The organism is Bacillus sp. EKM501B, assembly GCF_011800505.1.
Classification (GTDB): domain Bacteria; phylum Bacillota; class Bacilli; order Bacillales; family Bacillaceae_G; genus Bacillus_A; species Bacillus_A cereus.
Genome location: NZ_JAALFZ010000005.1, coordinates 179,208 through 191,392 on the forward strand (window position 1 = coordinate 179,208; position 12,185 = coordinate 191,392).

A 12,185-nucleotide genomic window follows, 5' to 3' on the forward strand; every position below is an offset into this window, starting at 1 on the left:
AAAAGCAGCAACTTACACAGTTGCTGCTTTCTCTTCTTCTTGTTCTTGTTCTTGTTCCATCTTACGAATTTCAACACGTTTAATTTGGTAAGCGTCTTTTTCTAACACTTTAAATTCATAACCTTCCGCGTCAACGTGTTGTCCTTCTTCGATTTCATGATTTTGCATCATAATCCATCCACCGATTGTATCCACATCATCTTCTTCGATGTGTAATCCAAATAAATCTTTCACTTCTGAAATAAGCACTTTTCCATCAACAATGATATGTTGCTCGTTCACATGTTGAATTGGCGGTGCCTCATCTTCATCATATTCGTCACGAATTTCGCCGACGATTTCCTCCAAGATATCTTCAAGCGTTACAATTCCGGCTGTTCCTCCGTACTCATCATATAAAACAGCCATCGGAATTCGCTTCTTCTGCATTTGAAGTAATAAATCGTGAATTGGAGTCGTTTCCATCACTTCAATAATCGGACGCATATACGAGCGAATAGATGATAAATCTTTTTGATCCTCGGTCATATATCGAATAAAGAAATCTTTTACGTTGACCATACCGATAATATCATCTTTATCTTCTCCAAAAATCGGATAACGTGTGTATCGCTCATTTTGGATTACTTTCATGTGTTCTTCTACTGAATCTTCCAGGTAGAAACCAACGATTTCTGTTCGCGGTACCATAATCTCTTTTGCAATACGATTATCAAATTCAAAAATGTTATTTACATACTTGTATTCAGCTTGATTAATTTCGCCACTTTCATAGCTATCTGAAAGGATAAGACGTAATTCTTCTTCTGTATGAGCTACTTCATGTTCTGAAGCTGGCTTTAAACCGAATAAACCAGTTATCACACGAGCTGAACCGTTCAATACCCAAATAAATGGATACATTACTTTATAGAACATCATTAATGGACCTGCCAATAATAACGTTACCCTTTCAGCCTTTTGAATTGCCATCGTTTTCGGAGCTAATTCCCCTACTACAACGTGTAAATACGTCATAATCATAAAAGCAAGACCAAATGTTAATACTGATGAAATAGAAGGATTTAAGTTCCATTTCTCAAATAACGGGTGTAATAACTTTTCAATTGTCGGTTCACCTAACCAACCTAATCCCATAGCTGTAACTGTAATACCTAATTGACAAGCAGATAAATATTCATCTAAATTTGTTGTTACCTTTTTCGCTGCTAAAGCACCGCGTTTTCCTTCCGCAACAAGCTGATCGATACGGCTTGAACGTATCTTTACAATCGCAAACTCTGCTGCTACGAAAAATCCAGTAAATGCGATTAAAATCGCAACCATGACTAAATTAAATATTTCCAATGAATCCCCTTAGTTAAAAAACTAAGGTGTCCACCTCCTGTATACTATAATGTTTTCTTATTTGTTTGTTAGAAAACATAGCCCGATACAAAAATTAAAGAGGTCGGATTTCACTTACTCTATAATAATAGAGCAAGTGTCTGTATTAAAGCTGTCGTTTGACCAGATAAAGATTTCGATATTTTTTCACGTTGTGAATCAGTCAATCCATCTAAAAGCGGCTTTAACTCAGTAAGCTCCACTTCTAATTGATGAATATGGTCTGTCACTTCATTCACTTGTTTCGAAACGTGTTCATTGATACCGAGCAGCTTCTTCTTCTCCTCGATTTTCTCTTTAATCTCACAAAGCGGCATATGCATTTCTTTGCACTTCTCAATAAATTGTAATGTCTCAAATGCTGTTTCGTCGTAATAGCGATAATTAGATTGAGATCGCTCCGCTTTTAAGATACCTAGATTCGTATAATAATCAATCGTTCGTTTCGACACGTGAGCCATGAGAGCCAACTGTCCGATTCGATACACCTTCCCAACGATCTTCCCCCCTTGTTTATATTACTTACATCATACAACACATAAACTGTACAGTCAAACGTGACGGTTTATTATTCACAATTTATACAAAATTCCAATCTCCTCCTATGATGATTCAATACGAGTAATCTACACTTATACAATAAAATTACTAAACTACTACCTAATCACTACATTGTCTGCCACTTTTAACCTTTCTTATTTAAAAGCATATCCTACTAATAATGATTGCTTGTATAGGAGGGAATTAATATGAAAAAGACAATCATTTCTCATTTTTATAATGAAGAATACCTACTTCCATGGTGGCTTATGCATCACACGAAAATATTCGATCACGGCATTTTAATTAATAGAGGGTCTACAGATCGTTCCGTAGAGATTTGTAAACTATTAGCACCCCACTGGGAAGTACGAAATTCAAGATTTCTTGAGTTTGATCCAACTAATACTGATATTGAAGTGATGGAAATTGAAAGAGAAGTTTCAGGTTGGAAAATCGTTTTAAATACTACTGAATTCTTTTGTTGTAATAATACTGAAGAATTTTTTTCATCTCTTCATACACTAGGCCAAAACATGTATGCGATTAGAATGATTTTAATGATAGATAATCATAATTATAATTATTCAAAGCCTAGATATTCTATCCCCTTAGTAGAACAGCGATACCACGGTGTCTTCCCTTATAACCCAAATCTCGGATGTGCTTGGAGATTTATTCACAATCATCTAGACGGTGCATATTTACCTGGTAGACATCATTCGCGGCACGGATATATAATTTATGACTATCCTTCATTTATTTTAAAATTTTATTTTAGCCCTTGGAATGAACAATCAAAGGCAAGAAAATTACAAATTACACCTACCCTTTCAAAAAGGGGTGTTCAAATGGGACTTCAAACACATTACGGTCAATCTCCTGAAGTACTGGACATACGTTTTTTAGAGCTTAGTAACCTAACACAAGACCTCCGTCATAACCCTGAATATCAAAAATTATTTCCAAAATTCAAACCGTAATATTTTCTGCATCGTCATCACCTCAAACATTTTCATTCACTTAATCAAAAACAATCTCATTTGCATAAAACATGAATACTGTATAAATAATAAATTTTTATTTTAGGAGGAAAAAATGAAAGCTGTTATTCTTGCTGGTGGGTACGGTACAAGAATTGGGGAAGAAACACATTTAAAACCGAAACCTATGATTGAAATTGGAACAAAACCCATTCTATGGCACATTATGAGTTTGTATAGTCATTACGGGATTACTGAGTTTATTATTTGCTTAGGCTATAAAGGATATGCAATTAAAGAGTTCTTTCTAAATTACAACTTACACATGTCTGATTTCACAATACAGTTAAACGATAATACAATTACTACCCATTCTCATCGTGTAGAACCATGGAAAGTTACACTAATCGATACTGGTGTAAATACCGAAACGGGTGGCCGAGTGAAAAAGATTCAAAATTATGTCGGAGACGAACCTTTCTGCCTCACTTATGGTGATGGATTAAGTAATGTAAATATAAAAGAACTTATTACATTCCATAAAAAACATGGAAAAATGGCTACTGTTACTGCCGTACAACCTCCTGGTAGATTCGGTTCTCTCATATTAGATAAACAGTCTGTAACATCTTTTCAAGAAAAACCATTAGGTGATGGCGGATGGGTTAACGGTGGATTTTTCATTTTAAATCCTGAAGTTTTCAATTACATTAGTGGAGATAAGTCTGTTTTTGAAACAGACTCTTTAGTTCAGTTAGTAAATAAAAATGAATTGGCCGCATATCAACATTCTGGTTTTTGGCATCCGATGGATACATTGCGCGATAAAAATAAATTAGTCGAGCTATGGGAAAGTAATAACGCTCCGTGGAAGGTTTGGTAATATGGCTTCATCATCTTTTTGGAATAAGAAAAAAGTATTTATTACGGGACATACTGGATTTAAAGGCTCCTGGCTCACCCTTTTCTTAAGTTCTTTAGGTGCAGAAGTAGTAGGCTTTTCTTCTCATCCCCCATCCATTCCTAACATTTTTGAACAAGGTAACGTAGCAAAAGAGTGCACGACAATGAAAGGCAATATTACAGATTACCATTCTTTATTTCATGCCATGAAGCAGCATAAACCTGACATAATATTTCATTTAGCAGCTCAGCCAATCGTAACCGCTTCATACAAAAACCCTATCGATACATTCAAAACGAATGTTTTAGGTACTGTTCACGTGCTAGAAGCAGCAAAGTCCGTCGAAAGCGTACGTGCCATTATTAATGTGACAAGCGATAAATGTTATGAGAATGACGGTAGTGGCGACCGAGCGTTCGTGGAAAATGACCGACTAGGAGGTTTCGACCCTTATAGCGCTAGTAAAGCTTGCGCTGAAATAGTGGCAACATCCTATCAAAAATCATTCTTCCGCACTAATACCCAGAAACTCGCCTCAGTCAGAGCTGGTAACGTCATCGGCGGTGGTGATTGGGCAGAAGATCGATTATTCCCTGATATCATTCGGGCATATTTGCACAATCATACTTTGTGTATTCGAAACAAATATGCCGTCCGTCCGTGGCAACATGTTTTAGATCCTCTACATGGCTATATCCTTTTAGCTAAGAAACTTTGGAATGATGCTAAATATGCAGAAGCGTGGAATTTCGGCCCAATGAATGAACCTAACAGAACCGTTCATGATGTCATTGAATCTGTAATAAAATTATGGAATAACCCACTAACAATCATTTCCTCCTCTACAAATACTCCTTATGAATCACCTGTTTTAACACTCGATAGTACAAAAGCAGTAAACAAACTCGGCTGGACTCCTAAGTTATCAACAGATGATTCTATCGCTTGGACTGTTGATTGGTACAAAAAATATGCATCTGGTGAAAATATAGAATCTTTCACACGACAACAAATCGATGCATTCAAAAATTTATAAAGGGGCTATAAAATGGAACAGAAAAAATGCCGTTTTTGCCACTCATTACTAACCAACACTTTTTTAGATTTGGGCGTTTCCCCTCTCGCTAATTCATTTGTAGCTCCTGAAAGCTCATATAAAATGGAACCTTTTTATCCGCTGCACACATTTGTTTGTCACTCTTGTTTACTCGTACAGCTAGATGAATTTGAATCCCCGCAAAATATTTTTCATAACTATTTATACTTCAGCTCTTACTCCTCAAGTTGGCTACTACACGCTAAACAATATGTAGAAATGGCGATTAAGCGTTTCAACTTAACGAAACATTCAAAAGTGATTGAAATCGCAAGTAACGATGGGTACTTATTACAATACTTTAAAAAAGAAAATATCGAGACATTGGGAATTGAACCCGCGAAAAACGTAGCAGAAATTGCTATCAAAAAAGGAATTCCTACTCATGTGAATTTTTTCAGTAATGACTTAGCAAAAAAATTGCCACAAGCTGATTTAATCGTCGCAAATAACGTATTAGCACATGTTCCAAACTTGCATGATTTTGTTGCTGGTTTAAAAACACTATTAAAACGTGATGGCACGATAACAATCGAATTCCCGCACTTATTAAACCTTATATCCTTTAACCAATTTGATACCATCTACCATGAACACTTCTCCTACTTCTCACTTATAAGCCTTCAAAAAATTTTAGCTCATCATCATTTACAAATTGTTGATGTAGAAGAGCTTTCAACACATGGTGGTTCATTACGTATTTTTGTAAACCATCTAAGTTCCCAATCCACTATCCATTCCAACGTTACAAACTTACTCCAAAAAGAAGTCAATCACGGACTCGATACATTAGATTGCTATCTCCTTTTTTCTAAACGAGTGGAACAATTGAAAATAAATATTTTAAAGTTTTTTATCAAAGCAAAAGCTTTAAACAAACAAATCATCGGCTACGGCGCTCCGGCTAAAGGAAACACCCTGTTGAATTATTGCGGAATAGGTAAAGAATTTTTAGCGTATACAGTAGATAAAAATCCTCACAAACAAAATCTCCTTTTACCAGGAACTCGTATTCCAATAAAATCTCCAGCAGAAATTAAACGTACAAAACCAGATTACATTCTTATACTTCCTTGGAATTTGAAAGACGAAATTATGAAAGAATGCTCTTTCATTCGTGAATGGGGCGGTAAATTTTTAGTGACAGTTCCAGAAGTTGAGGTGATTGAGCCATGAAGAAAGTTGTTGTAACAGGTGGTAGTGGCTGGATAGGTAAATATGTTGTACATTCACTTATACAAAAGGGATACGAAGTGCACGCCACGTATAATAAAAATAAACCCTCTCACCTCCCTTGCCACTGGCATAAAGTAAACTTGCTCCGCAATGACGAAGTAAAACAATTCATTTACGACGTTCAGCCTAGCCATCTCATTCACCTTGCTTGGGAAGCAGTACCACCAGCATGCTATGTATCTATTAATAATTACTATTGGCTAAAGTCTAGTATTTCATTGATTCAGCACTTTACAACATGCGGCGGAAAGCGTGTTGTCGTTGCAGGTACTGGCGCAGAATACGAATGGTTTAACGGCGTATTATTTGAAGATTCACCGCTCCTTTCCTATAAAACCCCGTATTCTTTATGTAAAAATGCACTGCACTCCTGGCTAGAAACGTATGCACAACAAACAGGCCTCAGCATGTGTTGGGGCCGCATTTTTCATATGTATGGACCTCACGAACAAGGTAATCGGCTCGTTTCTAACATTATCACTTCCTTATTAAAAAACGAAGAAGCACTATGTACACATGGAAAACAATCGAGAGATTTCCTCCATGTGAGTGACGTCGCTGACGCTCTCGTAACAATATTAGAACACGGCGTTACAGGCACCATCAATATCGCTTCTGGTCAATCTGTACAAATTAAAGAGTTAGCTTCTATCATTGCTAAAAAGATAGGAAAAGAACATTTAATTAAACTAGGTGCAATCCCTTTCTCTAAAGATGAACCTTTATTTGTCGGGGTTAATGTAGAACGTTTAAAAACTGAAGTAAACTGGAAACCAACATACGATCTAAATACAGGAATAGAAGAAACAATTTTATGGTGGAAATCATTTATACAAAAACATAACGATATGCATCATTAAAACGTAAATCCTTCGTTCCTCTCGCTAATTCCTTATACCATTCTTCTAATCTTTCCGGCGTAACAATATGATGCGTACCCATTCCTCCATGCTTACTAGCTTCAGAAAGAGTCGGACCAATTTGTAACTTTCTCTTTCTCATCGCATCATTCCACGGACTAAACCCAAACCATAATATACAGGCAAGAGGTGGATAAATCATCGATTCATGCGCAGATAAATGTCTTCCAACCGTATAACTTCCATGCTCATGATTATGAATAAATCTTCCCCTTCTCCATAGTCTCCACTCCTCTGGTAAATAACCATGAAATCGCTGTTTCATTAAAGGTATTCCAAAGTTAAGTTCCGGATAATTATAGTTAGGATCATCGACCATAATAAGCCCTTCTAGCCAATACATCCTACCTCCCAATTCATCTAGTGATTTCCAAAACTGATTTTTATCTTGCATGCAAAGAAACTCAGTCGTATTTAAAATCATTTTCCATCCTTGTACTTCTTGTTCTATCCTCATCACTTCATGATCTGTCGCATATGCATCAAACTCTGGATTTACAGAATCTCGCACTTCCCAATGCGGTGCGAATTTTTTACAAATCTCAACGGAACGATCTGTTGAACCTTTATTAATTAAAATACCATGATCAAAAAGTTTCGTATGATGCATAAGCCACCATGGCAATAAATATTCTTCATTGTAAAAATGCGAAATAACGGTTGTAGTTATAATAATCTCCTCCTCTTTCTCTATTAATCTACTTTTTATCCTACAACCAATATACTCACAAGCAAAAATATGTTTCCTAATTATTGATCAAATATTATTATTAATATTTTTGTAAGTTTTCCTTTGGTACCCAGCCCTTCTCACCATCTCTTCCTTCGCCCCAAACCCATCCATTGAATTCTTCTAATCCAATCACTCTTTCTCCAATACTCACATTTAATTCTTTCGCAGTATATTGTTTTATAATAATTCCTGTTCCATTCATATCTTTTTTTATAATTTGCTCCGGAACCCATCCTTTCCGGTCATATTTCTCTTCGTGACAAAACATCCAGTTTTCCGGACCAGCGTAACTCTCTATCATTTTCACTACATCCCCCTCTTCTAAGCGAATTGGATTAGGATAATTGCTAACATGTGATTTTATAACGATATATTTCATAACAACCTCCAATAATCAGAAAATTAAGTTATAATATCATTATAACTTAAAGAGGAGGAATGCACGCATGTACTACAACACTTCATTCGAAAACGATCAACCTGTAGCCCGTCTATAAACTAAGACGGGCAATCATATAACACATACACTACGCCTCGTCTTAGGGAACTCATAATACCCTAAAAATAGACGGAGGTACTTTACATGAAACAAACAATTTTAGGAGCTATATGTTTATCACTAGCAGCAAGTATATGGGGTGGTATGTATGTTGTTAGCAAATACGTACTCGATTTTATCCCACCACTAACACTCGTTTGGCTACGCTTTATCATTGCTTTTGTTGTTTTGTATGGCATTTTGAAACTAGCTGAGAAAAAGCAAAAGAAAAAAGTAACCATTCGCAAAAAAGATTGGCTCCTATTCGCTTGGATTGGATTTATCGGCTATTTCATTTCGATCACATGCCAATTTATCGGAACAAAATTATCCGACGCTCATACAGGCTCGTTAGTTACATCAGCTACACCTGCATTTATGGTTATATTTGCAGCGCTCATTTTGAAAGAAAAACTAACCGCTCGTAGACTTTTATCTACTATAATAGCGACAATCGGCGTCATTATCGTAATCGGGTGGGATATTGAAATTGGCTCCTATTTTATCGGAACAATCATTTTAGTTGGAGCCGCTATTACGTGGGCTTTACTATCTATTTATGTAAAGATCGCTTCAATCCAATTCTCATCCTTAGTTATTACAACGTATGCCATATTCTTTTCACTCTTTTTTATTACACCCTTTATGATATGGGAACTACAAACATCCTCTATCGGAACAGTAAATACGTACGTAATATTAGGCGTATTATACTTAGGTATTGTTTCAACAGCAGGTGCCTTTTTCCTTTGGAATAAAGGATTAGAATTAATAGATGCAAGCATCGGTTCCTTATTTTTCTTCTTCCAACCTATTGTTGGATCATTACTTGGCTGGCTCTTATTAAATGAGACATTAAATAGTAACTTTTTTATTGGCGGTATTCTTATTATATGTAGCGTTTTCATTACTACTTTTGAAAAGAAATAAAAAGCAGGCAGAGATTTTTAGTCTCTGCCTGTTCGCATTATTGGATCTTGATCGTGAAAACCAATACAAATCGGTATATTACTTTGCACTTCACTACGTACACTTATAAAACTACACAGCGTTTTAGCAATTAAATATAAAGTTACACCGACTGCTTTTTCACTTGTGTCAAAGCCATTTCCATTATACATATCTGCTAATTCTACAGACCCCGGCCCCTCAATATTATATGTCCATTCAGATGCCCAATCATCGTCCTCTTCTTCAAGTGGAATATATTCCTCACAAATATAAAACTGACTATCCCATTCGTTATCAAGGTCATACTCAAAATAAATCGCTTTTGATTCTTCATTAGTAGCCATTTCTACAGCTGAATCCAAACCTACTCGAATACTTTCCTTATATGACTCTAAATCAATTGCTTTAATTCGTTCTGCATATTCTGCAGACGCTAACATGCTACAAATTTCAAAATACTTCGCTTCTATTTGCTCTACTGCTAACGAAAAGACATCCTCTTGCATCTCTTCTAAATACTGAAATATATCCACACTAAACACTCCTCACTCTTTACGCACTCCAATGCGATGGACGGGATAACATTTTCGGTAATTTCGTATGCTTATCCCCTTTCGCTGCGTTAATTTGAACTTGCGTCAGAAAAATACTATTTGTAAAATCAGCCCCGCGAATATCTGCATCTCTTAAATCTGCTCCGATAAGATCTGCTCCTCTTAAATTTGCTCCATTTAAGTTAGCCGCAATTAAGTAAGCACCCCTTAAATTTGCACCTTGTAAATTTTTCTTTTTCAAATTTGCTCCCATAAGATCTGCTCCGCGGTGAATGATTCGTTTCTTACGTGCAGTATTCATTTCCTTCCATACTAATTCGCTCGTTTCTAAAAGAAGAATGTTCACCTCTGCCCTATGCATTGGAACATTTATTTTCATTAACTCATCTGGATTTAAATTCGAAAGTCGCTCTGTCTCCTCAATTGCGGTCTCCAGCTCTTTATGAATTGGCTGTGTTGCCTTTAAAAGAATCGCTTCATTTAAATACCAAAGCATTTCATGAAGTTGATGCATAACCGGAAAAGCATCGTACATTTTTCTTGCATGCTTTGCATCTTTCCGCCAATCAATCCCTTTAAACGTACCCTGAGAAATCTTCTGTCCAGCACCGAAACACTCAAATACTGTACAACCTTTATAACCTTTTCCTCTAAGATTTTTATGTATACTACATTTAAAATCTGATTGTAAGTTGGAACATGGTTTACCACCATCTTTATTCACTGCAAAATCTACCGATGCTGCGAACGGTAATGCAACGCAACATAGACCGAAGCATTTTTCGCAGTTTGCTTTTAAATGATCATTATGATTAGTCAAAATCTATACCCCCTGTTGTCTTTTGACTATTTCATAATATTCCAACTGTAATAAATAATCAATTTTAAAATAAACCGGCATCTTTCGTTCCAATTCATAACTTTATCATTCGATTTCCTTTCAATTGAAAAGGACTATTTCTATTCAATGAATTATAATTAAATTATAAATTTTCTAACTAAAAAGGAGACTTATTATGGCACTAGAAATGAAAACAAACTGTCAAATTTGCGATCAATCGCTCGAACAAGATTCTGAAGCATACATTTGTGTATATGAATGTACATTTTGCGCACCATGTACAGAAGAAAGACAAAACGTTTGTCCAAACTGCGGCGGCGAATTAGTACGTAGACCGAAAAAGAAATAATAAAAAGCAAAGCGATATCGCTTTGCTTTTGTTTAGGCATCTGAAATTATATATTTAAAAACTTCACACAAACAGGCTCTGGCACAGCAACATCAGATTGTAAAAGTGTTAACTTCCCTGTAGATTCATCTCTTGAAAATAGCACAAGATTATGTGACTTTTCATTTGTAGCAACAAGAAACTTTTCAGAAGGGTCTAATACAAAGTCTCTTGGCCAATTTCCTTCTGTAGATGTATGTTCCACAAATGCAAGCTCACCTGAGTTTTGATCTACGCTATAAACAGCGATACTATTATGACCACGATTACCTGCATATACAAAGCGGCCGTCAGAAGAAATATGGATAGCACTGCCTTGACTATTTTCATCAAATTGTTCTGGAAGAGTAGAAATATACTGTAATTCTGTAAAGGATCCTTCTTCCGAGTTATATGTTAGCGCAATAACCTCTGAACTAAGCTCCGTCATTACATAAGCGTATTTTCCATTTGGATGAAAAGCAATGTGTCTTGGTCCACTTCCCGGATTCACAGACAGGCTATTCACTTCTATTAATGTACTATCTTTTACTTCATACGTAATTATTTTATCTATCCCTAAATCAACGCCCACTACATATTTTTCATCAGGAGTGTACCCCGCGTAATGTGCATGTGGTTTTTCTTGTCTTTCTTTATTCGGACCTGAACCTTCATGTGCCATAATAGATGAAGCAGGATTTACAGTTCCATTTTCTTCATTTATTTCAAAAGACTCAATCGTTCCTTTATGGTAATTTGCTGTAACTACTGTATGATTTCCACTATCAACACTAATATGACAAGGAGAAGCCCCTTCTACTACTTGTCTATTTTTCGCTTTTAGTTCTCCAGTATGACTATCAATGGAATAAGCAGCTACACCGCCAGATTCGCCTTCCTTAACAACAGAATAGAGATATTCATTATTTCGGTTAATCGTTACATATGTAGGGTTATCCAGCTTAGCAGCAAGTGTTACATTACCAATTTTTTTTGCTTCCGTGTCTAAAATAAACTTATATATTCCTTCGCTATTTTCTTTCGTGTAAGTCCCAACATATCCGATAAACTCTTTGTTATCCTTCATTTTCATAACCCTCTCTCCCTATATTTTTCGTTCATCATACTTTTTA

14 protein-coding genes are annotated in these 12,185 nt (G+C 35.9%); 7 read left to right on the forward strand and 7 right to left on the reverse strand.

Features of this window, described 5'->3' with window-relative positions; translation table 11 throughout:
• Positions 1–12: 12 nt before the first annotated feature.
• Together HFD78_RS13570 and HFD78_RS13575 are read right to left on the reverse strand one after the other, a co-directional pair.
• A complete protein-coding gene (locus HFD78_RS13570; protein ID WP_098683244.1) occupies positions 13–1,347 on the reverse strand; it encodes a hemolysin family protein in 1,335 nt (444 codons plus the stop codon).
• 119 nt (positions 1,348–1,466) lie between these two features.
• Entirely contained in the window at positions 1,467–1,874 is a 408-nt protein-coding gene (locus HFD78_RS13575; RefSeq protein WP_000285635.1) for a MerR family transcriptional regulator, read from the reverse strand.
• Between the two features lie 261 nt (positions 1,875–2,135).
• Here HFD78_RS13575 and HFD78_RS13580 point away from each other — a divergent pair, with 261 nt between their 5' ends.
• The 5 genes from HFD78_RS13580 (at position 2,136) to HFD78_RS13600 (ending at position 7,005) form a co-directional block, all read left to right on the forward strand.
• Positions 2,136–2,909 (forward strand): glycosyltransferase family 2 protein, encoded by a 774-nt coding sequence (locus HFD78_RS13580; RefSeq protein WP_000750974.1) that lies wholly within the window; start codon positions 2,136–2,138, stop codon positions 2,907–2,909.
• A gap of 115 nt (positions 2,910–3,024) precedes the next feature.
• Positions 3,025–3,792 carry a glucose-1-phosphate cytidylyltransferase gene (gene rfbF, locus HFD78_RS13585; protein ID WP_000648809.1) on the forward strand — a complete coding sequence of 256 codons (768 nt, stop codon included), beginning with the start codon at positions 3,025–3,027 and terminating at the stop codon, positions 3,790–3,792.
• Between the two features lies 1 nt (position 3,793).
• Positions 3,794–4,849 carry a CDP-glucose 4,6-dehydratase gene (rfbG, locus tag HFD78_RS13590; RefSeq protein ID WP_000168664.1) on the forward strand — a complete coding sequence of 352 codons (1,056 nt, stop codon included), beginning with the start codon at positions 3,794–3,796 and terminating at the stop codon, positions 4,847–4,849.
• Positions 4,850–4,861: 12 nt separating this feature from the next.
• Positions 4,862–6,085 (forward strand): class I SAM-dependent methyltransferase, encoded by a 1,224-nt coding sequence (locus HFD78_RS13595; RefSeq protein WP_000435772.1) that lies wholly within the window; start codon positions 4,862–4,864, stop codon positions 6,083–6,085.
• Positions 6,082–7,005: an NAD-dependent epimerase/dehydratase family protein gene (locus HFD78_RS13600; RefSeq protein ID WP_000758371.1), complete on the forward strand. Its 924-nt coding sequence runs from the start codon at positions 6,082–6,084 to the stop codon at positions 7,003–7,005. Before HFD78_RS13595 ends, HFD78_RS13600 begins: the two co-directional genes overlap by 4 nt.
• On the opposite strand, the gene HFD78_RS13605 is transcribed toward HFD78_RS13600, so the two are convergent.
• Together HFD78_RS13605 and HFD78_RS13610 are read right to left on the reverse strand one after the other, a co-directional pair.
• Positions 6,974–7,774, reverse strand: a complete 801-nt coding sequence (locus HFD78_RS13605) for a glycosyltransferase family 2 protein (protein WP_071686365.1) — start codon at positions 7,772–7,774, stop codon at positions 6,974–6,976. The two genes, HFD78_RS13600 and HFD78_RS13605, sit on opposite strands and share 32 nt — an antisense overlap.
• 61 nt (positions 7,775–7,835) lie before the next feature.
• Positions 7,836–8,177 (reverse strand): SH3 domain-containing protein, encoded by a 342-nt coding sequence (locus tag HFD78_RS13610; protein WP_000875290.1) that lies wholly within the window; start codon positions 8,175–8,177, stop codon positions 7,836–7,838.
• Between the two features lie 204 nt (positions 8,178–8,381).
• On the opposite strand from HFD78_RS13610, the gene HFD78_RS13615 reads away from it, so the two are divergent.
• Positions 8,382–9,266 carry a DMT family transporter gene (locus HFD78_RS13615; RefSeq protein ID WP_000814735.1) on the forward strand — a complete coding sequence of 295 codons (885 nt, stop codon included), beginning with the start codon at positions 8,382–8,384 and terminating at the stop codon, positions 9,264–9,266.
• 17 nt (positions 9,267–9,283) lie between these two features.
• Here the strand turns inward: HFD78_RS13615 and HFD78_RS13620 are convergent, their stop codons facing one another.
• Entirely contained in the window at positions 9,284–9,820 is a 537-nt protein-coding gene (locus HFD78_RS13620; protein WP_000350930.1) for a hypothetical protein, read from the reverse strand.
• Positions 9,821–9,839: 19 nt separating this feature from the next.
• Positions 9,840–10,661 (reverse strand): pentapeptide repeat-containing protein, encoded by an 822-nt coding sequence (locus HFD78_RS13625; protein ID WP_000181431.1) that lies wholly within the window; start codon positions 10,659–10,661, stop codon positions 9,840–9,842.
• Positions 10,662–10,857: 196 nt separating this feature from the next.
• On the opposite strand from HFD78_RS13625, the gene HFD78_RS13630 reads away from it, so the two are divergent.
• Positions 10,858–11,031: a DUF1272 domain-containing protein gene (locus HFD78_RS13630; RefSeq protein ID WP_001162790.1), complete on the forward strand. Its 174-nt coding sequence runs from the start codon at positions 10,858–10,860 to the stop codon at positions 11,029–11,031.
• Positions 11,032–11,077: 46 nt separating this feature from the next.
• Here the strand turns inward: HFD78_RS13630 and HFD78_RS13635 are convergent, their stop codons facing one another.
• Entirely contained in the window at positions 11,078–12,145 is a 1,068-nt protein-coding gene (locus HFD78_RS13635) for a lactonase family protein (RefSeq protein WP_000782214.1), read from the reverse strand.
• Between the last annotated feature and the right edge of the window lie 40 nt (positions 12,146–12,185).

Excerpts from the sequence above, each read along its gene's own strand:
- HFD78_RS13600 (WP_000758371.1), top strand. The coding sequence starts at position 6,082 with ATGAAGAAAGTTGTTGTAACAGGTGGTAGTGGCTGGATAGGTAAATAT.
- HFD78_RS13635 (WP_000782214.1), bottom strand. The coding sequence starts at position 12,145 with ATGAAAATGAAGGATAACAAAGAGTTTATCGGATATGTTGGGACTTAC.
- HFD78_RS13610 (WP_000875290.1), bottom strand. The coding sequence starts at position 8,177 with ATGAAATATATCGTTATAAAATCACATGTTAGCAATTATCCTAATCCA.
- HFD78_RS13580 (WP_000750974.1), top strand. The coding sequence starts at position 2,136 with ATGAAAAAGACAATCATTTCTCATTTTTATAATGAAGAATACCTACTT.
- rfbG (WP_000168664.1), top strand. The coding sequence starts at position 3,794 with ATGGCTTCATCATCTTTTTGGAATAAGAAAAAAGTATTTATTACGGGA.
- HFD78_RS13595 (WP_000435772.1), top strand. The coding sequence starts at position 4,862 with ATGGAACAGAAAAAATGCCGTTTTTGCCACTCATTACTAACCAACACT.
- HFD78_RS13615 (WP_000814735.1), top strand. The coding sequence starts at position 8,382 with ATGAAACAAACAATTTTAGGAGCTATATGTTTATCACTAGCAGCAAGT.
- HFD78_RS13630 (WP_001162790.1), top strand. The coding sequence starts at position 10,858 with ATGGCACTAGAAATGAAAACAAACTGTCAAATTTGCGATCAATCGCTC.
- rfbF (WP_000648809.1), top strand. The coding sequence starts at position 3,025 with ATGAAAGCTGTTATTCTTGCTGGTGGGTACGGTACAAGAATTGGGGAA.